Source organism: Pseudomonas sp. SWRI111, assembly GCF_014268555.1.
In the GTDB taxonomy this organism is placed as follows: domain Bacteria; phylum Pseudomonadota; class Gammaproteobacteria; order Pseudomonadales; family Pseudomonadaceae; genus Aquipseudomonas; species Aquipseudomonas hamedanensis.
Genome location: NZ_JABWQQ010000004.1, coordinates 143,327 through 163,506, shown reverse-complemented (window position 1 = coordinate 163,506; position 20,180 = coordinate 143,327). Strand labels below are relative to the sequence as shown.

Genomic DNA, 20,180 nt, shown 5'->3' with positions numbered 1-20,180 from the left:
AAAAATTTCAATGGTGCTCAATGGCCATCAACGGCTATGCTAGTCTGGATCCAAACCAATAACAGGTAATACCGGTTTTACGTCTACTCAAAGGGAATGGGGGGCTTCCTGACACAACCGGACGAGCCACGCTGGGGCTTCAATGCGCTATTTGCTGATGTTGCTGTTCTGCTTGCCCCTCCTGGCGAGCGCCGTCGAATTCGACGAATTCACCCAGAGCCTGCCTCTGGGCCGCTCACTGCAAGTGTTCGAAGACCCCAGCGGTCAGGCGAGCATTGCCGATGTCCGCGCGCAAGCCGCCGCCGGCCAGTTCAAACCGCACGATAAAGCCACGCTCAACGCCGGTTATTCGCGTTCGGCGTTCTGGCTGAAAATCGACCTGCATTATCGCCCGAGCAATCCCGCCGCCCAGCGCACCTGGCTGCTGGAGCTGGCGTATCCACCGCTCGACCATCTCGACCTGTACCTGGCCGATGCCCAGGGCAATTATCGTCTGGTCCGCCAGACCGGCGACGCGTTGCCCTTCGCCAGCCGTGAGATTCGCCAGAACAACTACCTGTTTGACCTTGCGTTCAAGGCGGATCAACAGCAGACCGTGTACCTGCGACTGGCCAGTGAAGGCTCGATTCAGGCACCGGTAACGTTGTGGTCGAGTACCGCGTACCTCGAAGACCAGCCGGTGCGCCTGTATGTGCTGGGTATCATTTATGGCGTGCTGCTGGGGATGTTGGTCTATAACCTGTTCATCTTCCTGAGCGTGCGCGACACCAGCTACCTCTATTACATCTTCTACATTGCTTCGTTCGGCCTTTATCAGCTGTCGGTGAACGGCGCGGCGGTGGAGTATTTCTGGCCCGACAACCCGTGGTGGGCGAACGCTGCGACACCGTTCTTCATCGGTTGCGCAGGCTTGTTCGGCAGTCAGTTCGCGCGCAGTTTCCTGCAGACCAAGACCCACAGCCGCTGGCTCGACCGATTGCTGATAGCCCTGATTGCGTTTGGCGCGCTGGTGGTCGGTCTGTCGCTGATGGCCAGTTACGCACTGGCGTTGCGCCTGGCGACGACGCTGGCGCTGACCTTTACCATCGTTATTTTCGCCGCCGGTCTGCTGGCCTGGTGGCGAGGCTTGCGCGTGGCCCGTTACTTCATCATCGCCTGGTCGGCGTTTCTGCTCGGCGGCATCGTCAACACATTGATGGTGCTCGGTCTACTGCCCAACGTGTTCCTGACCATGTACGCCAGCCAGATCGGCTCGGCCATCGAAGTGGCGCTGCTGTCGCTGGCGTTGGCCGACCGCATCAACGCGATGCGCGAGCAACAGGCGCAAACCCTGTACGACGCCGGGCAGAAACTTGAAGTGCTCAACCAGCAACTGGCTCACAGCAACAAGCTCAAGGACGAATTCCTCGCGACCCTGACCCACGAGCTGCGCACGCCGATGAACGGTGTGATCGGTTCGCTGGAGCTGATGCAAACCGTCGAGATGGACGCAGAACTTGAGCAGTATCAACAGACCGCCGCCGGTTCCGCGCGGGACATGATGCGTATGGTCAACGGCATTCTCACCCTCACCGAATTGCAGGCCGGCAAGCTGACAGCGACGTCGGCCAGTTTCAGCCTGCGCGGTGTGATTGAAGCACTACGCACGCAGTTCGCGGGCAACGCGGCGAGCAAGTCGCTGGACTTCAAGGTCGAGGTGCTGCCGACTCTGCCGGATCGCCTGCTCGGCGACAGCGCAAAACTGGCGCAATGCCTGGAGTGCCTGCTCGATAACGCGATCAAATTCACGCGGGTCGGCGGGCTGGCGTTGCGGGTGACCGGCAAGCCCTCGATCGGCAATCATCTGGCGCTGTCGTTCGCGGTGATCGACAGCGGCATCGGTTTCTCCGATTTGGGTGAGGCGACGCTGTATCAGCGTTTTTTCCAGCTCGACGGCTCGATGACCCGCGAGTACGGCGGGCTGGGCGTTGGCCTGGCGATCTGCCGGCAGCTGGTGGAATTGCTCGGTGGCAAGCTCACGCACCGTTCCGAGCCGGGCAGCGGCAGTCGCTTTCAACTGGACGTCGAATTTGCGCTGCCGCAGGTCGAGACGGCGTCAGCACCGACGCGTGATTGCGCACGGGCACCGCAGGACTGCACGGTGCTGCTGGTCGACGACAACAGCGTCAATCAACTGGTGATGCGCGGCATGTTGCTCAAGCTCGGCTTTCGCGTACGCAGCGCCGACAACGGCGTGGCGGCGCTGGACTGCCTGCAGCGCGAGACCTTCGATGCCGTGTTGATCGATTGCCAGATGTCCCGCCACGAAGGCGCGTCGTTGTGCTGCCAGATTCACGCCTTGCCCGGCTGCGCCGATGTGCCGGTGTTCATGCTGGCGTTGACGGCTGACCGTGAACCCTGCGCTCCTGGCGCGGCCATCGATTATCTGCACAAACCGGTGAAATTCGAGGATTTGCAGGCTGCGCTGGAGCGTCGGGTGCTTAGCTGCTGATGGGGTAAAAGCGCCGCAAAAACGGCGCATATGACACTTTGTTCAAAAAAGCACCAGTGCTTAACTGGTGGCATTGCTGAACAAGGAGCCCTGCCATGAACCTGCATCAGTTCGCCGAAACCCACGAAGTCACCAACCAGCCACCGTCGCTGGACGGCACCAACCTGTACCGCATCGACCTGCCTTTGCAGGAGTGGTCGCGGCGGTTCGGCGCCGGTTGGGCCGAGTCGCGGATCGACGCCTACGGCGCACTCGCCGGTGGCCCGCTGATGGAAGCCGGGTTCCTTGCCAACCAGAACAAACCGGTATTCGCCAGCCATGACCGCTACGGTCATCGTATCGATCTGGTCGAATTTCACCCGGCTTACCACGAGCTGATGCGCACCGCGATCGAACATGGCCTGACCTCGCTGCCGTGGGCTCATCCGCAGGAAGGCGCGCATGTCGCCCGCGCGTCGATGACCTATCTGCACAGCCAGGCCGAGGCCGGCAGCGGTTGCCCGCTGACCATGACCTTCGCCAGCGTGCCGGCCTTGCGCTTGCAGCCAGAGCTGGCTGAACGCTGGCTGCCGAAAGTCCTTGCTACTGAATACGATCCGCGCAACGTCGGCATGGCGCACAAGACCGGCGTGACCATTGGCATGGCGATGACCGAAAAACAGGGCGGCACCGACGTACGCGCCAACACCACCAAGGCGTATCCGGTCGGTGCCAGCGGCCCGGGCCAGGCGTATGAGCTGGTCGGACACAAGTGGTTCTGTTCGGCGCCGATGTGCGATGCGTTTCTCACCCTGGCGCAGACCGACAAGGGCTTGAGTTGCTTTCTGCTGCCGCGTCATCGCCCGGACGACACGCGCAATCAGTTCTACATCCAGCGCCTGAAAAACAAACTCGGCAATCAGTCCAACGCCTCCAGTGAAGTGGAGTTTCGTGGCGCGCTGGCGTGGATGGTTGGCGAAGAAGGGCGCGGCGTGCCGACGATCATTGAAATGGTCGCGATGACGCGCTTCGATTGCATGGTCGGTTCCAGCTCGCTGATGCGTCAGGCGCTGACCCAGGCCAGCCATCACTGTGCACACCGCACGGTCGGCGGCAAATTGCTCAGCGAACAGCCATTGATGCAGAACGTACTGGCCGATCTGGCGCTCGAAAGCGAGGCCGCGCTGGCGCTGAGCCTGCGCATGGGCAAGGCGCTGGATCATCTGGATGATCGCCACGAAGCACAATTCGCGCGGCTGGTGACGGCGGTGGGCAAATACTGGATCTGCAAGCGTGCGCCGGGAATGATCAACGAAGCGGCGGAATGCATGGGCGGTGCCGGCTATGTCGAGGACAGCATCCTGCCGCGCCTGTACCGCGAAGCGCCGGTGAACTCGACGTGGGAAGGCTCTGGGAATGTGCAGTGTCTGGACGTGCTCCGCGCGCTGTCGAAAGAGCCGGGTGTGCTGGACGTGTTGTTCAGCGAATTGGGTGACGGGCACGGTAACAAGCGTCTGGCGGCGCATATCCAGCAATTGCAGGCGCAGTTCAAGGACACCAACGACATTCAGTATCGGGCGCGGCAGTTGACCGAAGACATTGCCCTGGGCTTGCAGGCCAAGCTGTTGCTGGAGGCTGGCAACTCGGTGGTCAGTGATGCCTTTATTGCCAGTCGTCTCGGCGGTGGCGGCCGCGTCTACGGCGCGTTGCCGCGCGGGCTGAATGTCGAAGCCATCGTCGCCCGCTCAACCCCACAGCTTTTCTGACCGACCACCAATCCCCTGTAGGAGTGAGCCTGCTCGCGATAGCGGTGTGACAGTCAATGCAATATCGACTGATAGACCGCTATCGCGAGCAGGCTCACTCCTACAGGGTCTGTATGTGACCGACATATTGTGGGGTTGCCAACATGCCACTGTTCCCGTGAGACCACGATGCAGGCAAGATGAAGCTCTGCAAGTCAGAACACAGGAAGCTGATCGTGACCGAAGCGTTTATTGTCGTTCAAACCGCCGAACAAGCCGTGGATCGTCTCGCCGAGCTGCATGAGCGGGCCACCACGGCGCTGAACTCGGCGCTCAAGCGTTACCTCAAGGATCGCGTCGAACCCGACGCTGCACAGCGTGCCCTGTTTCGTTATCCCGAGCTGCGTCTGACCTACCATTGCCAGGGCGAAGTCCCGCAGACCACCCGCGCTTACGCCAAGGTGCAGTTGCCGGGCACTTACAGCGTCACCGTCACCCACCCGGCGGCGTTTCGCAAATACCTGCTCGAACAACTGACACCGCTGATGCACGACTTCACCGTGACCGTCGAAGTCGGCGTCAGCCAGCAGAACATTCCGTATCCGTATGTGGTCGAGCAGGGCGATGAACTGGCCGGTTCCGGCGTTACCGCCGCGGTGCTGGCGCGGGTGTTCCCGAGTACCGACCTGTCCGCTGCGACCGACGGCATTGCCGACGGCCTTTACGATTGGGAGAACACCGATCCGCTGCCGCTGGCGCTGTTCGATGCCGCGCGGGTGGATTTCTCGCTGCGCCGCTTGGTGCATTACACCGGCAGCGACTGGCGCCATGTGCAGCCATGGATTCTGTTGACCAACTATCACCGTTACGTCGACCAGTTCATCGTCCATGGCCTGGAACAATTGCGCCGCGACCCGCGTTTCGTGCGCATGGTCTTGCCGGGCAACGTGATCATCGAAAAGGGCATGGACCACGGCGAAGCATCGGCGATTGCCGCCGGTGTGGTCTGGCACCGGTACCAGATGCCGGCGTATCACCTGATCGCCAGCGATGGCCATGGGGTGACCTTGGTGAATATCGGCGTCGGCCCGTCCAACGCCAAGAACATTACTGACCACCTGGCCGTGCTCCGTCCGCATTGCTGGCTGATGATCGGCCACTGTGGCGGCCTGCGTCAGTCGCAGACCATCGGCGACTACGTGCTGGCCCACGCCTACATGCGCCGCGACGGCATTCTCGATCGTGTGGTGCCGCCGAACATTCCGATCCCGGCACTGGCCGAAGTGCAAATGGCGCTGCAACAGGCGGCTGCGAACGTTACTGGCGAGAAGGGCGACGACCTGAAGAAACGCCTGCGCACCGGCACCGTGCTGACCTACGACGACCGTAACTGGGAGTTGCGCTGGGCTCAGGAGCGACCACTGATCAACCTGTCCCGCGCGGTCGCCGTGGACATGGAAAGTGGCACGATCGCAGCGCAAGGTTATCGCCTGCGGGTGCCATACGGCACGCTGCTTTGCGTCTCGGACAAGCCGCTGCACAGCGAAATCAAACTGCCCGGCTCGGCCAATGCGTTCTATGAACGCGCGGTCAGCCAGCATTTGAAGATCGGCATCGAAGCGGTGGATCTGCTACGCACCGAGCTCAACTCGCTGCACTCGCGCAAACTGCGCAGCTTCGACGAGCCGCCGTTCCGTTAACGGTTAATCGTGGTCATTTGGCGGTCGGGGCACTAGCATTGTCAGCCCCGATCGCCAGATGTTGTTCTGCCCATGTCTCGTCCCCCGCGTCCTCCTTCGCGCCGTCCCGGTGTGAAGCCGCCATCCTCTTCGCCACGCCGTGTCGCCAAAGCGCCGCCGGCCGAACCGAAACTGATCCTGTTCAACAAACCCTTCGATGTGCTGACGCAGTTCAGCGACGGTGAAGGGCGGGCGACGCTCAAGGATTACATCGATGTGCCGGGCATCTACCCGGCCGGGCGTCTGGATCGCGACAGCGAAGGATTGCTGCTGCTGACTAACGACGGCCAGTTGCAGGCACGGATTGCCGATCCGAAACATAAACTGGCGAAGACTTACTGGGTGCAGGTGGAAGGCGAGCCGACGGCCGAGCAGTTGCAGCGCTTGCGTGAGGGTGTCGAACTGAATGACGGCATGACCCTGCCCGCCGAAGCGCGGCAGCTGGATGAGCCACAGTTGTGGCCGCGCAATCCGCCGGTACGCTTTCGCAAAAGCGTGCCGACGAGCTGGCTGGAACTGGTGATTCGCGAGGGGCGCAACCGTCAGGTGCGGCGCATGACGGCGGCGGTCGGGCTGCCGACGTTGCGTCTGGTGCGGGTCAGGATCGGCGACTGGACCATCGAGGGCCTCGATCAGGGGCAGTGGAAAGAAGCGCCGGCGCGTTTATAGAGCGCCGGACTCGATCAGGCCGATCACCACACTCTTGATGATGAACGCGGCCACGCCCAGGCCCAGGACGAAAAACAGAATGAACGAGCCGAACCGTCCGGCCTTGGACTTCTTCGCCAGATCCCAGACGATGAAACCCATGAAAATGATCAGGATGCTGACCAGACCGGTCATCATCCATTCTTCGAGCAGTGCTGGATCCATCGGCGATCTCCGGCGCGGGGGCAGGGCTGAAAGGGCGGCGGCGAGTATACGTCATGGTCGGTGGGGGTGGCATTGATCTGGGTCGCCTGTGCCGGCCCCTTCGCGAGCAAGCCCGCTCCCACATTTGCAATGCATTCCCCTGTGGGAGCAAGCCTGCTCTCACATTGGAATGCATTTCCCTGTGGGAGCGAGCTTGCTCGCGAAAGCGGTTTCAGCTGCGCAGATGAGTCAGCGGCAACTCGGTGCTGTTCAGCACTTGGTTCAACACAAAACTCGACCGCACGCTCGTCACCCCGTCAATGCGGGTCAAATGCCCCAGCAATAACTTCTGATAATGGTCCATGTCCGGCACCACCACCTTTAACTGGTAGTCGGCGTCCACCCCGGTCACCAGGCTGCACTCCAGCACCTGCGGCAACGTGCGAATGGCTGCCTCGAAATTTTCGAAGCGCTCCGGTGTATGCCGGTCCATGCCGATCAGCACATACGCGGTCAGGCTCAGCCCGAGCATTTTTCGATCAAGCAGCGCGACCTGCCGCGAAATGTAGCCGTCGTCTTCCAGTTGCTTGACCCGACGCGAGCAAGGCGAGGGGGACAGACCGATGCGCTCGGCCAGCTCCTGATTGGAGATGCGGGCGTCGCGTTGCAATTCCGCCAAAATGCTCAAGTCGTAACGGTCGAGTTTGCTCATCAATCTGTCCTTGGCTGTAACTATTGCGGCAGATTATCTATCCAGGGTTAAAAATTGCGCAAGTGGTGTTTATTTGAGCAATCTTCGCAATCATCTGTCGCGGCGTCCGGCCTATTCTTATCACCAGAATCACTGCTCGGTAACACAGTCCACGCGGCCCGCCCAATCCGGCCCGCCGCGGCCGCCACCCCCACCGGGGTTGTGCCGGCCCCCGAGCTGCACACTGTCCAGAAGACGGCGTGAGGTGAGCCGACGTCAAAAGCGTCGAGCCAGGACGAAGTACTCCAGAAGGGAGGCCGACGGGTCTCCCTTTTTTCTTGCCTGCGATTTCATCTTGTCGCCTCAATAAATAAGTTGCGCGACTGATAACCTGTTGCAGAACCCGGTGTACCGGTTTTGAGTCTTAGCAACAGGCCCTCCCAATGACAGGCTCTCGCGCCGTGAGGAAAAGCATGAATTCGCGTATCTGGCGTCTGGCCGGTGTTGGTTTGCTGTGTGTGAGTGTCAGTGCGCAAGCGCTTGCCGATGAGCCGCAGAATCGTGGCCCCGACAGCAATGGCCGTGGCCAGGACCATCAGGGCAACGATCAGGGCCGTGGCGGCGAGCAGACGCCGCGCGGGCAGAACAACGAGATCATTCGTGGCGACAACAGTCGTCAGTTCGAGCACAACGGCCAGTCTCATCAGAGCGACGGGCAGTGGCAGAACCGCGACCGTCCTGACAATCGGCCAGAGCCGCCCCGGCAACCGAACAACAATCTGCCGATTCAGCCGCGGCCCGATACCGTGCGCCAGACCGAGGAACCGCGTCCGGGCTACTACCGCGACGAGCGCCCGCAAAACGGTTACCACAATCAGCAGTGGCCGACCCGCCCTCGGCCCGATGACGACCGCTGGCCGGGGCGCCCGAACGGGCATGGCAATGGCTGGGGACCAGGCCCGCAATATCGCCCGGGGCAGGTGATCGAGCGCTTCCCGGATCGCGATTATCGCGTGCCGTATCGCGGCCAGGATTACTTCTATTCCGGCGGCTACTGGTATCGCCCGCAAGGCCCGCGCTACATCGTCGTGCAGCCGCCGCGCGGGATCCGTATCCAGTATTTGCCCGATTATGCCCGTGAGGTGTGGATCGGCGGTTCGCTGTTATTCCTCGCCGCCGGCTCCTATTACGCCTATCAGCAAGCCACGCAGGATTACGTGGTGGTCGAACCGCCGGTGCAGCCGCCGCCACAATCTCAAGGCTATGACGTCGAGGCGTATCCGGCCAACGGCCAGTCACCACAGCAGGTGCAGCAGGACGGTTACCAGTGCTACCAGTACGCGGTGCAGCAAAGCGGTTTCGACCCGCGCACCGCGACCTACCAACCGGCGCCCGAAGTGGTCCAGGCGTACCGCCAGGCGCAGGGCAATTGCCTGAGCAGTCGCGGGTATCAAGTCAATTATTGAGTTCGGGCGGCGAGCACCACTTCCTGTGGATCGGCGTGGACCAGCACCTCGGCTTTGGGGTAAGACGTGTGAATCGCCGCCGCCGCTTGATCGCTGATGCCATGGGCGACTGACAGGGTCAGTTCGCCCGGCAGTTCCAGATGCAACTGCACAAACCAGTGATTACCGGAGATGCGCGTGCGCAAGTCATGCGCGCCCAGCACCCCCGGCACACTGCACGCCAGTTCGAGCATGTGCTGGCTGACATCGGTCGGCAGCTCCTCGTCCATCAACACTGAAAAACTTTCCCGGGCGATCTGGACTGCGCTCCAGAGGATGTACGCGGCGATTCCCAGGCCGAACCACGCATCCAGTTGCGCAAAACCAAACCCGGCCAGCACCAGCGCAATCAGGATGCTGCCGTTGAGCAACATGTCCGAGCGGTAATGCAACGAATCGGCACGCACGGCGTTGGAGCCGGTCTGCTTGATCACCCGGTGTTGCAACATCAGCAGCGCGGCGGTCAGCAGCAGCGAAAAAACGATGACGCCGATGCTCAGCCATGGCGCGCCAATCGGCTCCGGTGTTTTCAGACGCTCATAGGCCTGAAACGCGATCAACAGCGCACTGCCGCCGATGAACAACGCCTGCGCCATGCCCGCCAGCGATTCGGCCTTGCCGTGGCCATAACGGTGATCGTCATCCGCCGGCCGCAAGGCGTAATGCACCGCGAGCAGATTGAGCAGCGAGGTGACGCCATCCAGCGCCGAGTCGGTGAGGCCGGCGAGCATGCTCACCGAACCGCTGAGCCACCAGGCAATGGCCTTGGCGACGATCAGCGTACAGGCGACTGCGACCGAAGCGCGGGTCGCCAGCCGCAGCAGGCGGGCGTGTTCGGGGCTGGTGGTCATCGAAGGTCCTTGTTCAGGCGGCCGGTTGCAGGCCGAACATCGCCAGTTGCTGAGTGCTGCCCTTGTGCTGAATCAGGCGCGGATCATCCAGCGCCCTATTTATTTCAACGGCAGCTCTTCCCAGCTCGCTCTCAAGAATTGTCTGCAACTTTTGCTTATCGACCTGACCGTCCGCACCGATGGCTGGCTTGAGCTTGGCCGGGTCGATCTGCGCGGTGTGCCCCGGTTCGAAATAGATTGCACCGGTGGCGAAGTCGACGGCAAACGCGATCAGCCCCGGGATGATGTAAAACAGCAGGCCGACGGCATCGAGCGCGGCAATCGCCGGGTCGATCTTGCCGTCGATCTGGCCGCGACGGTCCGGGTAGAAAATCGAACCGCACGCAGTGATTTGCGTAAGCAGGGAAGCGACCAGAACACCGCCGATCAGGCGAGAGGGTAAGCGCATGGAAATGTCTCCTGAGTCATCTGAGAACGAAGCTTCGTCGTGTGAAGTTAAGACCCTGACGAATGCCCGGCAGTTCGCCGTTATACTCGCCGATGGCAGGGCGTGCCCACAGTAAATTGCGGCCTCGTCTCACCCCTACCGAAATACCTTGAGGATTGAAGTTGTTTTCTCCAGATCGACACCGCGTGAAGGCTTATGAACTCCATCGGGGTTCGGCCCTGCGGGCTAAAGCTGTGAACGCGCCATGCTGCGTTGCGGGACTTGGCAAGGAAACGACCCTTACCTGCGTCCCGCGCCTTGCCTGGCACGCTCACAGCTTTAACGCGACTCGCAATTTACTGTGGGCACGCCCTGGGGAGCCAGCATGATTTCTTTGCCGATCGACGATGTTTTACCCGCCCTGCGTGAAGCCCTCGCGGCACGCCACGAAGCCGTACTCGAAGCACCACCCGGTGCCGGTAAGACCACCCGCGTGCCGCTGGCCTTACTCGAAGAAGCATGGCTGGCCGGGCAGACCATCGTCATGCTCGAGCCGCGGCGTCTGGCGGCCCGCGCGGCGGCGGAACGTCTGGCCAGTGAACTGGGCGAGAAGGTCGGTGAAACCGTCGGTTATCGCATTCGCCTCGACAGCAAGGTCGGCCCCAAGACACGTATCGAAGTGGTCACCGAAGGCATTCTCACCCGGCGTTTGCAGGATGACCCGGCGCTGGAAGGCGTGGGCCTGCTGATCTTCGATGAATTTCACGAACGCAGCCTCGACGCCGATCTGGCGCTGGCGCTCAGTCTGAACGGTCGCGAGCTGTTTCGCGCTGAACAGCCGCTGAAGATTTTGCTGATGTCGGCCACCCTCGAAGGCGAGCGTCTGGCCGGCTTGCTTGACGATGCGCCGATCCTGCGCAGCGAAGGGCGCATGTACCCGGTGACGATGCGCTGGGGCCGGCCGTTTCAGCCCGGCGAATACATCGATCAGCGCGTTACACAAACGGTACTCGAAGCGCTGCACGATGAGACCGGCAGCCTGCTGGTGTTCCTGCCGGGGCAGGCGGAAATCCGTCGTGTGCATCAGCAACTGGCGGACGCCATCGGCGAGCGCAAAGACGTCTTGCTGTGCCCGTTGCACGGCGAGCTGGACCTCAATGCGCAACGCGCGGCCATCGATCCGGCGCCGCCCGGCCAGCGCAAAGTGGTGCTGGCGACCAACATTGCCGAGACCAGCCTGACCATCAACGGCGTGCGTGTGGTGATCGATGCGGGGCTGGCGCGGGTGCCGCGATTCGATCCGGGCAGCGGCATGACACGTCTCGACACTCAACGGATTTCTAGGGCCAGTGCCACACAGCGAGCCGGGCGGGCCGGGCGCCTGGAACCGGGTGTCTGCTATCGCTTGTGGTCGCAGGATCAGCACGAACAACTGGCCGCGTATGGCAGTGCGGAAATACTCTCGGCAGACCTCGCCAGCCTTGCCTTGCAACTGGGACGCTGGGGCGTCACGCCGGCCGATCTGGTCTGGCTGGACGTGCCGCCCGCAGCGGCTTATGCCCAGGCGCAGGATTTGTTGCAGCGCCTCGGCGCCTTGCACGGTGAAACGCTGACGGGCCACGGCCAGGCGATGGCCGAGTTGCCGGCCCATCCCCGCATCGCCCATTTGCTTTTGCGCGGTCAGGCGCTGGGATTGGCGAACATGGCGTGCGATGTCGCCGCGTTGCTCGGCGAGCGCGATATCTTGCGCGGCGCTGGCGCGGATTTGCACAGCCGCCTGGTCTTGCTCTCGGGCGAGGAACGCGCCGGTCGTGGCACGCAGGGCGGGGTGCAACGCGCCCGGCAATTGGCGCGGCAGTATCGCGGGTACCTGCGTGGCAAACCGAGCGAGCCGGTCAGCGATCCCGATCATCCGCGCTGGCTCGGCGCGTTGCTGGCGCTGGCCTATCCGGATCGCGTCGCCCAACAGCGACGTGCCGGTGGCGCCGAATATCGTCTGGCCAACGGACGCGCGGCGCTGTTCGCCGAAGCGGACAGCCTGATGAAAGAACCGTGGATCGTCATCGCCGACCTCGGCAGCCGCCAGGGTCAGCGCGAAGAACGGATTTATCTGGCCGCGGATTTTGATCCGGCGCTGTTCGATTCAGTGCTGGCAGAACAGGTGCGCAACGTCGATCAACTGGACTGGGACGAGCGCGAAGGCGTGCTGCGCGCCGAGCGTCAGCGCAAGGTCGGCGAGCTGATTCTCAGCCGCGAGCCGTTGACCGGGCTGGATGAAACTGCGCGCAGTCAGGCGCTGGTCAATCTGGTGCGGCGCAAGGGCCTGGAGTTATTGCCGTGGACGCCGGAGTTGCGGCAGTGGCAGGCGCGGGTGGCGCTGTTGCGCCAGCTGGATCTGCATACGCAGAACGACAGTCAGTGGCCGGATGTCAGCGACGCGACGCTGCTCGACACCCTCGAAGACTGGCTGCTGCCGTATCTGGGCAAAGTCTCGCGGCTCAGCCATTTTTCCCAGCTGGATTTATCGAGCATTGTGCGCAACCTGCTGCCTTGGCCGCTGCCGCAGAAGCTTGATGAGCTGGCACCGCATCATTTGAGCGTGCCGTCGGGGTCGTCGATTCGCCTGGACTACAGCGAGTATCCGCCGATCCTCGCGGTGCGCTTGCAGGAGTTGTTCGGCCTGGCCGACACGCCGCGCATCGCCGGCGGCCGGCAGGTCGTCAAGCTGCATCTGTTGTCGCCGGCGCGGCGCCCGGTGCAGGTGACGCAGGATCTGGCGAACTTCTGGCGCAGCACCTACGCCGAGGTGAAGAAGGATCTGAAGGGGCGCTATCCGAAGCACTACTGGCCCGATGATCCCTTGGTCGCCGAAGCGACGGCTAGGGCCAAACCACGGGGGACCTGACCCGCAATGGCAGCGCGCCATTAGCCCATCCGTGCTAATTGCCCTTGTTTGTTCAGGCTCCCAAAATCGCGGCCTGACCCACAACGAGTGTTGCTGCCTGGCAACCTTTGCCCAAGGAACGGAACTGCCCATGTCATCTTTCTTCAAGTTCAAGAAGTCGATCTTCTTGTCGGCTGCGCTGCTGGCCGCCTCCGGTTCGGCCATCGCCGAAGAGCCGAACCCGGCGGGCGACTGGTGGATTATCTACGGCAACGGCGTTGCCCAGAAAAACATCATGTACGTCGCCGATGCGACGTCGGTGGTGCCTTCGGAAAAAACCAAAGGCGCGACCATGGTTGCGGTGACGCTGGTGTATGAAGAACCCGGCAAACCGATGATCGACGTTTACAACATCGAAGCCCAGTGCTCTACGGGCAAGGTACGGTTTATCAATGGCCAGTCCATCGAGCGCCTCGCTTACACCATGCGTCATCTGAAAGTTGCCAATCAATGGCAGACGCCGAAAGAGTTCTGGGTCCAGCAAGCGCTGAAGTTTGCCTGTGCGCCGGGCAGTCGCGCCAAAAACGACATGGCCGCCGTGGGCAAGATGGAATACCAGCAGATGATCCAGATGCTGCAACAGATGTTCTTCAAGCTCGGGCCAATTCAGCAAAAGAGCCAGATGATGGACAACATCGACAGCCTGCTCGAACTGAAAAAATAAGCCGGGGCATTCAATGACTTACACACGCTTATCGCTGGCAACCCTGTTGGCGGGGCTGCTCCTGACCGGTTGTTCCAGCATTGCGCAAAGCCGCTGGGAAGGACGCGACCTTCAGGAAGCGCTGGACCTGTTCGGCACACCCGATTCGATGCAAAAGGAAACCGCTGCGAACGGCGAACCCTTGGCCGTGCTGACCTGGCACAAGTCCGCGAGCTGGACCTCCACCGAGGCGGCCGGCACTTCGATGACCCATACCGGCAATGGCATGGTGTACACCGAGCACTACCAACAGGTCGGGCACAGTTCTACCTGCAAGTTGCAGGCGAAGATCAATCAGCAGAAGAAGATCGCCCAGTTCCTGATCGAAGACGGGCGGATATTGCACGGCAAGTGTGCCAACGTTCGCTATGTTCCGGGCTACGTTCCGCCGGGGCTCTGACCTCGCGAGCCGTCACCGCTGCGCAAAAACTGTCTCGACCCAGCCTTGCAATGTGTACTTGCGATAGATCGGTTCAGGAATATCGACATACGGCGCAGAGATGAACGAAGCCGGAATCACCGGCTCCGCCTCATCGATCACCAGTATGTTCGCCGGGTTGTAGAAGTCGTAATCGAGCACATGCTTATTGGTGGTGATGACTTTTTTGCGCGCGGCCATGGCTTCGAAAAACCGGAAGCTCAAACCGGCCTGGCCGGGCTTGGAAATGTCCAGAATGATCCGCGAGCGTTTCACCAGATCGCCGACCGCTTCCAGTGACATTCTTTGCTCGAAAAAGGTGATGCCCGGATGCGCGCCGGGAATCGGTTTGCATTGCACGAGAAATTTGTAGTCGGTCACGCCTAACTGATCGAATGCTCTGGCCAGACCTTCCAGCGCAGGCACGCGATCTTTCCCGGCCATCACCACAAAGGCGGCATATTCGCCGGCATCGCCATCCTCGACATAGTCGTCGTAAATGAAGTTGTGCAGTGTTTTCAGACCGTATTGCTCGGCATTTTGCGGGTCGAAGGTAAACACCCCGTCGTAAACGGCCAACGCTTCACGGCTCATGGGCCAGCGACTGAAACTGTCGTAGAGGTAGGCAATCTTGCGCTCGCAAGCGTTGAGTCCTGTCGCCAGTTGCTTCGGGTCGATTTGCGCCGGGTTGATGATCAGGGCGACGTCGAATCGCCCGCCAGTCGCCACGGCCTTGCTGAACTGGCGCAACTGAGACCAGCGATTGAGCGGGCGCCGCAAGATCTTCGGCGCGCGATCGAAAGGTTTGGCCAGCGCAGCGGTATCGATGAAGCAAACCTCATGATCGATACTCAGGTGCTCTGCCAGCTTGCGCGCATAGCCACCGATGTCCTTGCATACCAATAAGATCTTCATGCTATTCCATGTCTTGAATTCGAGGCGGTCGGCCCGTTGAGTACCGCTTGGGGTCAGGGTGCCGCCGGCAGCAGAAACCGTGCAATCACCGGCAGGTGGTCGGAGATCCGCAAGGTGTCGTCCTGTCGGACCCGCGCCTGGAGCCGTTTGATCCTGGGACTGTAAAACAGATAATCCACCGTGCGATCCGGGCCGTTGAGGCCAGGATCGTTGGGGTAGTGGGTCAGCCACCGGGCGCGGTCGATACCGCTGGCTTCGCTGTTGGTCGGGATCATCGGATATTTGTCCCACAGCAGGTGAAGTTCGCTGTCAGCGGCGTAAGGCGTGCGCTGCTCGGCGGGCAGGCGACGATACTGGCCGAGGGGCAGCAGATTAAAGTCGCCGCCGATCAGCCATGGCAGGCCCTGGCTTTCATATTTGTCGAGGACCTTGGTAACGGCGCTCACTTGCCTGCGCAAAGTGTCGTCCGGTTGCCGGGCGCGCTCCAGATGGGTATTGAAAACGGTCAGTTGCCCGCCATCGCTGAGCGGCAGTTTGCTCGCCAGCAGGGCATTGCGCGGCTGGAACTGGCGGCTGATGAAGTTGCCTGGCGCCACCGGCAATTGCAGGCGTTCGGCGTGTTCGATGCGATAGCGACTCAACGTGACCAGTTGCCGGCCAACGCTGCCGTAGAGGTGGGGCTGCGGGACGAAGTCGGCTTTCCAGTCGAATGCACTGACGCTGCACGGATACAGATCGGCGAGTCGGTCCTGCAACAGTTTGAGCTGGTTCTGGTAGTCGCTGGCCTTGGCGCCGTCGTCGAGTTCCTGCAACAGCACCATGTCGGGCTGCTCGTCGCGAATCACCCGGGCCACTTCGTCGAGGCTGAACGCCATGTCTTCCAGGGTTGGCGCTTCATCGTCGCCCTGGGCCAGGTCATGCCAGAACACGTAACGCTTGCCGGCGAGAAATTGCACGTTCCAGGTCATGACTTTCAGCGCTTGCCCCGACACCAGTGTCGGCGCCGTGGCGCTGCAACTGACTGGCAGGGTTTCGCGGGCGGCGGGGCGCCAGGTCAGGCTGAACGTCAGTACGCCGAGCAAGACGATGGCGAACACAACGAGCAACAGGGTGTAGCGCAGCAGACGGGTCATGGCTCGGCTTATAGCGTTACAGAAAGTGGCCCCGAGCATACCTGACGGCAACCGCGAAGCCCAAGCGGCGAGCGGTCAGACCGCTCCGTCATTTTTCTCAGGCAATTGGCTGATCAGCATGAACAGGCGGAACAGCACCACGCTGGTGAACAGTTGCAGGAAACTGTGGGCACTGTCGATCAGCACGGCGACCAGCGGGTTTTGCGGCTCCGGGTACACCGCCAGGGTGGCGCCCTTGAGCAACCACAAGGGCGTCATCACACAGAGGATGCACAGCAGAATGCGCCAGAAATGCCCACGGGTCAGGCGCAGGCTTTCCTTCATCGCCTGCAACGGCCCGAGGCCACGCAGCACCAGCAGGTATTCGCCAAAGGCGAGCATGACCATCAGCATCAGCCCGGGCAGGAAATACAGCGACAGCCCCAGCAGGATCAGCAAGGTGTTGAGCGCGGTGAGCACGGCGAAGCGCGGCCACAGGGTCGCGGCCATCGCCAGCAGGTCGCGGTTGCGTGGCGACTCACCGCGGCTGCGCGCATCGAGAAACAGAATCAGCGCGGCGGTGTACAGCGGATACACCAACAGGCCGACGATGATACTGATCCCCGAGAAGCTCTCGGGTCCGGTGGCGTGATCGACCGCCTGTTGCAGGAACGCCTCGACGATCACCAGCGGCAGGCACAACTGCACGATGCTGCCCAGATGGCGTTTGAAAAAATACAAAGAGTCGCGCAGTACTTCGAGGGCATTCATCAGTCGGTATCGCAGGTCGAAAACAGTGGCTCACTTTAACCGATGATGACTGGCGCGGCACAAACGTAAACATTCGGTAAAGGTCATTGAAACGTTTTGTCACCGTCTCCATTACAGGGAGGCACCTCGGCCAATGTGGACGAGGGCAACGTTATCCCCGGCAATCTACGAGGTCGCCATGAACAGCGAAGAGCAAACCCTGATCGATGGACTGTTTTCCCGGCTGCAACAGGCCGAAACGGAGGCAGCCCCGCGCGACGCCCAGGCCGAGGCGCGGATCAAGGAACACCTGACCCGCCAGCCGGCGGCAGGCTATTTCATGACCCAGGCGATTCTGGTGCAAGAGGCAGCGCTCAAGAGCCTCGACGAACAGAACAAGCAACTGACCGAGCAAGTCCAGCGTTTGCAGGCCGATGTGCAAGCGGCGAAGGCCCAGGGCAGCGCGCCTGCGCCGAGCGGCGCGGGTAGTTTTCTGTCGAGCATCTTTGGCGGCGGCAGTTCGCGTCCGGCGTCGACGCAAAATGCCCCGGCGTCCACTGGCGGTTGGCGTGAGCCGGCGCCGCAGCAGAGCTTCCAGGCTCCCGCCCCTCAACAGAACTTCGGCGCCGCGCCGCCCAACTATGCGCAGCAGGCAGCCCCGGCGGCGGGCAACAGCTTCCTCGGCGGCGCGCTGAAAACCGCCGCGGGCGTGGCCGGCGGCGTAATGCTGGCGCAGGGCATCAGCAGCCTGTTCCATCACAACCAGGCGCCTGAGGAAATCGTCGAGGTGATCAAGGAAGAACCGGCGCAGGTGGCCGACCAGAGCAATAACGGCTGGGGCGATGAGCAGCGTGTGGCGGACAACGGCTTCTCCGGCAACGATCAGGCCGGGTTTACCGACGCCGATTACAGCGCTGACAATTCATCGTTCTTCGATGATGACGACTCGTTCGTCTGACACAGCCTTTGAAGGCTGACATCGACCTGTGGCGAGGGGATTTAGCGAAACGTCGCACCGCCCCGTTGGACTGCGAAGCAGTCCTCGCTCCAATTAGGAAAAGCGGGGCTGCTGCGCAGCCCAGCGGGGATAAATCCCCTCGCCACAACACCGTTTGTCAGGGACACCTCGGCGCCAGCCGGTGATTATTCGCTGAATCTTTCTCTTGGCTGGCATACTGAGCGCCTTTTTCAGGCCCGATCGCCTGATCCCGCTTCGTGCGCTCGTGCGCCCAGGAACTCCGGTGAAAAAAATCGCAGTGTTCGCCGATGTGCAGAACCTCTACTACACCGTGCGTCAGGCCTATGGTTGCCACTTTAACTACGCCGCACTGTGGGCGGACATCAGCAAGGACGGGCAGATCGTCGAGGCCTACGCCTACGCGATCGACCGGGGCGACAGCAAGCAGCAGCAGTTTCAGCAGATCCTGCGCAATCTCGGCTTCACCGTGAAGCTCAAGCCCTACATCCAGCGCAGCGACGGCTCGGCCAAAGGCGACTGGGACGTGGGCATCACGCTCGATATCATGGACGCCGCCGACCACGTCGACGAAATCGTCCTGGCGTCCGGTGATGGCGACTTCGACATGCTGCTCGAACGCATCATCAACAAACACGGCGTGCAAGCGGTCGCTTATGGCGTGCCCGGCCTGACGGCCAACTCGCTGATTCGCGCCGCCAGCCGTTATGTGCCGATCGAAGGCGCACTGTTGCTCAAGAATTGATTTGAACGGAGTTGAACCCGGTTTGGAACGCATTGCAGTCATCGACTTTGAAACCACCGGCCTGTCGCCGAACAGCAGTTGCCGCGCTACGGAAATCGCCGTGGTCATGCTGGAAAACGGCCGCATCGTCGAGCGTTACCAGAGCCTGATGAATGCCGGCGTGCGCGTCCCCGCGTTCATCGAACAACTGACCGGCATCAGCAACGCCATGCTGCGCACCGCGCCGCCCGCCGAGCGCGTGATGGAAGAGGTCAACGAGTTCGTCGGCTGCACGCCATTGCTGGCGCACAACGCTTCGTTCGACCAGAAGTTCTGGGATTTCGAACTGGGGCGGATCAAACGCACACGTCTGCAGAATTTTGCCTGCTCGCTGTTGCTGGCGCGGCGGCTGATGCCGGCGGCGCCGAATCACAAGCTCGGCACGCTGACCACCTTCGCGCGTCTGCCGCACACCGGCCAGGCTCACCGGGCCATGGCTGATGCCGAGATGGCGGCCAATCTGATGGCGCATCTGGCCGATGAGTTGCGCAGCAAGCACGGCGTGCGTGAACTCAACCACGATCTGCTGTGCAAATTGCAGAAAGTCCCTGCGGCGAAAGTTGGCGAGCATTTGCAGCGCTATCGCTGATTCCAGACCCCGACACAAGGCCCCTGTGGGAGCGAGCCTGCTCGCGAAAGCGGAGTGTCATTCAACGTAACTGTGACTGATACACCGCTTTCGCGAGCAGGCTCGCTCCCACAGGTAGCTCATTGGTCTCGGGATTTGCCGTTGCTTTCGATATGGCCGAGCGGCACGCGCTTTTCGACGGCGCTCGACAGCACGATCGAAGTCTTGCTGAAACCAAACGTCGCCACCCGATTGATCAACTCCTCGAGTTCCGGCATCGAGCCCACCGCCGCCTGCATGATCACGCACGGGTCGCCCGTGACCCGGTGGCATTCGGTGATTTGCGGGATTTTGATCAGTTCGTCGTAGGTTTTCTGGTTGCCATGCTGATTCAGGCGCAATTCGATAACGCACTGGATCGGCAGGCCGATTTTCGCCAGGTCGATTTTCGCCTGATACCCGGTGATCACCCCGCCCGCCTCAAGCTTGGCCACGCGCTCGGCGACGGCGGGGGCGGAGAGATTCACTTTGCGCGCCAGATCGGCGTAGGACGCGCGACCGTTTTCCAACAGGGCGCTGAGCAGCATGCGGTCGTATTTATCCAAGGCGCACCTCTTGAAAATGCCAGACTTTCGAAATCGCGCTTTATTCCGCTGATCTCCGTGATTTCAAAAGTGTACCGGCCAGATAAACAGGTTTTGTAACTTATTTTTGCGCGGCGGCCTTTCTA

Annotated in this window: 19 protein-coding genes; 11 read left to right on the top strand and 8 right to left on the bottom strand. The window is 61.5% G+C overall.

The window, feature by feature from the left end:
• Positions 1 to 142: 142 nt before the first annotated feature.
• From HU755_RS07650 to HU755_RS07635, 4 genes are all read left to right on the top strand, one after another.
• Positions 143 to 2,491: a hybrid sensor histidine kinase/response regulator gene (locus HU755_RS07650; protein ID WP_186631186.1), complete on the top strand. Its 2,349-nt coding sequence runs from the start codon at positions 143 to 145 to the stop codon at positions 2,489 to 2,491.
• Positions 2,492 to 2,586: 95 nt separating this feature from the next.
• Positions 2,587 to 4,236 (top strand): acyl-CoA dehydrogenase family protein, encoded by a 1,650-nt coding sequence (locus HU755_RS07645; RefSeq protein WP_186631176.1) that lies wholly within the window; start codon positions 2,587 to 2,589, stop codon positions 4,234 to 4,236.
• A 179-nt stretch (positions 4,237 to 4,415) separates the two neighbouring features.
• On the top strand, positions 4,416 to 5,915 hold the full coding sequence (gene amn, locus HU755_RS07640) for an AMP nucleosidase (protein WP_163019592.1): 1,500 nt from the start codon (positions 4,416 to 4,418) through the stop codon (positions 5,913 to 5,915).
• 72 nt (positions 5,916 to 5,987) lie between these two features.
• Positions 5,988 to 6,623 (top strand): pseudouridine synthase, encoded by a 636-nt coding sequence (locus HU755_RS07635; protein WP_238349964.1) that lies wholly within the window; start codon positions 5,988 to 5,990, stop codon positions 6,621 to 6,623.
• On the opposite strand, the gene HU755_RS07630 is transcribed toward HU755_RS07635, so the two are convergent.
• Positions 6,618 to 6,827: a DUF2788 domain-containing protein gene (locus HU755_RS07630; RefSeq protein ID WP_007909655.1), complete on the bottom strand. Its 210-nt coding sequence runs from the start codon at positions 6,825 to 6,827 to the stop codon at positions 6,618 to 6,620. The genes HU755_RS07635 and HU755_RS07630 overlap by 6 nt on opposite strands.
• Before the next feature lie 211 nt (positions 6,828 to 7,038).
• Complete coding sequence (locus HU755_RS07625; protein ID WP_042561225.1) at positions 7,039 to 7,518, bottom strand: Lrp/AsnC family transcriptional regulator; 480 nt, start codon at positions 7,516 to 7,518, stop codon at positions 7,039 to 7,041.
• Positions 7,519 to 7,970: 452 nt separating this feature from the next.
• Between HU755_RS07625 and HU755_RS07620 the strand changes: the two genes are divergently transcribed.
• On the top strand, positions 7,971 to 8,963 hold the full coding sequence (locus tag HU755_RS07620; RefSeq protein WP_186631167.1) for a DUF6515 family protein: 993 nt from the start codon (positions 7,971 to 7,973) through the stop codon (positions 8,961 to 8,963).
• Here the strand turns inward: HU755_RS07620 and HU755_RS07615 are convergent.
• Both HU755_RS07615 and HU755_RS07610 read right to left on the bottom strand, forming a co-directional pair.
• Positions 8,957 to 9,853, bottom strand: coding sequence for a cation diffusion facilitator family transporter (locus HU755_RS07615; RefSeq protein WP_186631165.1), 897 nt, complete (start codon positions 9,851 to 9,853; stop codon positions 8,957 to 8,959). The genes HU755_RS07620 and HU755_RS07615 overlap by 7 nt on opposite strands.
• 13 nt (positions 9,854 to 9,866) lie before the next feature.
• The gene (locus HU755_RS07610) at positions 9,867 to 10,301 is read right to left on the bottom strand and encodes a polyribonucleotide nucleotidyltransferase (protein ID WP_186631159.1); all 435 of its coding nucleotides are present in this window, start codon (positions 10,299 to 10,301) and stop codon (positions 9,867 to 9,869) included.
• A gap of 364 nt (positions 10,302 to 10,665) precedes the next feature.
• On the opposite strand from HU755_RS07610, the gene hrpB reads away from it, so the two are divergent.
• The 3 genes from hrpB (at position 10,666) to HU755_RS07595 (ending at position 14,327) form a co-directional block, all read left to right on the top strand.
• The gene (hrpB, locus tag HU755_RS07605) at positions 10,666 to 13,185 is read left to right on the top strand and encodes an ATP-dependent helicase HrpB (protein ID WP_186631157.1); all 2,520 of its coding nucleotides are present in this window, start codon (positions 10,666 to 10,668) and stop codon (positions 13,183 to 13,185) included.
• A gap of 130 nt (positions 13,186 to 13,315) precedes the next feature.
• Complete coding sequence (locus HU755_RS07600; protein WP_186631155.1) at positions 13,316 to 13,888, top strand: hypothetical protein; 573 nt, start codon at positions 13,316 to 13,318, stop codon at positions 13,886 to 13,888.
• A 13-nt stretch (positions 13,889 to 13,901) separates the two neighbouring features.
• The gene (locus tag HU755_RS07595; RefSeq protein WP_186631153.1) at positions 13,902 to 14,327 is read left to right on the top strand and encodes a hypothetical protein; all 426 of its coding nucleotides are present in this window, start codon (positions 13,902 to 13,904) and stop codon (positions 14,325 to 14,327) included.
• Between the two features lie 12 nt (positions 14,328 to 14,339).
• Here the strand turns inward: HU755_RS07595 and HU755_RS07590 are convergent, their stop codons facing one another.
• The 3 genes from HU755_RS07590 to HU755_RS07580 all read right to left on the bottom strand — a co-directional run bounded on the left by HU755_RS07590 (position 14,340) and on the right by HU755_RS07580 (position 17,143).
• Positions 14,340 to 15,260, bottom strand: coding sequence for a hypothetical protein (locus HU755_RS07590; protein ID WP_186631151.1), 921 nt, complete (start codon positions 15,258 to 15,260; stop codon positions 14,340 to 14,342).
• A gap of 53 nt (positions 15,261 to 15,313) precedes the next feature.
• Complete coding sequence (locus HU755_RS07585; protein ID WP_186631149.1) at positions 15,314 to 16,393, bottom strand: endonuclease/exonuclease/phosphatase family protein; 1,080 nt, start codon at positions 16,391 to 16,393, stop codon at positions 15,314 to 15,316.
• 75 nt (positions 16,394 to 16,468) lie between these two features.
• Positions 16,469 to 17,143, bottom strand: coding sequence for a YciC family protein (locus HU755_RS07580; protein ID WP_186546818.1), 675 nt, complete (start codon positions 17,141 to 17,143; stop codon positions 16,469 to 16,471).
• Between the two features lie 178 nt (positions 17,144 to 17,321).
• Between HU755_RS07580 and HU755_RS07575 the strand changes: the two genes are divergently transcribed.
• The 3 genes from HU755_RS07575 (at position 17,322) to HU755_RS07565 (ending at position 19,471) form a co-directional block, all read left to right on the top strand.
• Positions 17,322 to 18,080, top strand: coding sequence for a DUF2076 domain-containing protein (locus HU755_RS07575; RefSeq protein ID WP_186631142.1), 759 nt, complete (start codon positions 17,322 to 17,324; stop codon positions 18,078 to 18,080).
• 283 nt (positions 18,081 to 18,363) lie between these two features.
• Positions 18,364 to 18,843 carry an NYN domain-containing protein gene (locus HU755_RS07570; protein WP_003228475.1) on the top strand — a complete coding sequence of 160 codons (480 nt, stop codon included), beginning with the start codon at positions 18,364 to 18,366 and terminating at the stop codon, positions 18,841 to 18,843.
• 22 nt (positions 18,844 to 18,865) lie between these two features.
• Positions 18,866 to 19,471: a PolC-type DNA polymerase III gene (locus tag HU755_RS07565; RefSeq protein ID WP_186619477.1), complete on the top strand. Its 606-nt coding sequence runs from the start codon at positions 18,866 to 18,868 to the stop codon at positions 19,469 to 19,471.
• Between the two features lie 119 nt (positions 19,472 to 19,590).
• Here the strand turns inward: HU755_RS07565 and HU755_RS07560 are convergent, their stop codons facing one another.
• Entirely contained in the window at positions 19,591 to 20,055 is a 465-nt protein-coding gene (locus HU755_RS07560; RefSeq protein WP_186631140.1) for an Lrp/AsnC family transcriptional regulator, read from the bottom strand.
• Positions 20,056 to 20,180 lie beyond the last annotated feature (125 nt).

Bases quoted from the DNA above. Each gene is read 5' to 3' on its own strand.
- HU755_RS07650 (WP_186631186.1), top strand. From the start codon at position 143: ATGCGCTATTTGCTGATGTTGCTGTTCTGCTTGCCCCTCCTGGCGAGC.
- HU755_RS07645 (WP_186631176.1), top strand. From the start codon at position 2,587: ATGAACCTGCATCAGTTCGCCGAAACCCACGAAGTCACCAACCAGCCA.
- amn (WP_163019592.1), top strand. From the start codon at position 4,416: ATGAAGCTCTGCAAGTCAGAACACAGGAAGCTGATCGTGACCGAAGCG.
- HU755_RS07635 (WP_238349964.1), top strand. From the start codon at position 5,988: ATGTCTCGTCCCCCGCGTCCTCCTTCGCGCCGTCCCGGTGTGAAGCCG.
- HU755_RS07630 (WP_007909655.1), bottom strand. From the start codon at position 6,827: ATGGATCCAGCACTGCTCGAAGAATGGATGATGACCGGTCTGGTCAGC.
- HU755_RS07625 (WP_042561225.1), bottom strand. From the start codon at position 7,518: ATGAGCAAACTCGACCGTTACGACTTGAGCATTTTGGCGGAATTGCAA.
- HU755_RS07620 (WP_186631167.1), top strand. From the start codon at position 7,971: ATGAATTCGCGTATCTGGCGTCTGGCCGGTGTTGGTTTGCTGTGTGTG.
- HU755_RS07615 (WP_186631165.1), bottom strand. From the start codon at position 9,853: ATGACCACCAGCCCCGAACACGCCCGCCTGCTGCGGCTGGCGACCCGC.
- HU755_RS07610 (WP_186631159.1), bottom strand. From the start codon at position 10,301: ATGCGCTTACCCTCTCGCCTGATCGGCGGTGTTCTGGTCGCTTCCCTG.
- hrpB (WP_186631157.1), top strand. From the start codon at position 10,666: ATGATTTCTTTGCCGATCGACGATGTTTTACCCGCCCTGCGTGAAGCC.
- HU755_RS07600 (WP_186631155.1), top strand. From the start codon at position 13,316: ATGTCATCTTTCTTCAAGTTCAAGAAGTCGATCTTCTTGTCGGCTGCG.
- HU755_RS07595 (WP_186631153.1), top strand. From the start codon at position 13,902: ATGACTTACACACGCTTATCGCTGGCAACCCTGTTGGCGGGGCTGCTC.
- HU755_RS07590 (WP_186631151.1), bottom strand. From the start codon at position 15,260: ATGAAGATCTTATTGGTATGCAAGGACATCGGTGGCTATGCGCGCAAG.
- HU755_RS07585 (WP_186631149.1), bottom strand. From the start codon at position 16,393: ATGACCCGTCTGCTGCGCTACACCCTGTTGCTCGTTGTGTTCGCCATC.
- HU755_RS07580 (WP_186546818.1), bottom strand. From the start codon at position 17,143: ATGAATGCCCTCGAAGTACTGCGCGACTCTTTGTATTTTTTCAAACGC.
- HU755_RS07575 (WP_186631142.1), top strand. From the start codon at position 17,322: ATGAACAGCGAAGAGCAAACCCTGATCGATGGACTGTTTTCCCGGCTG.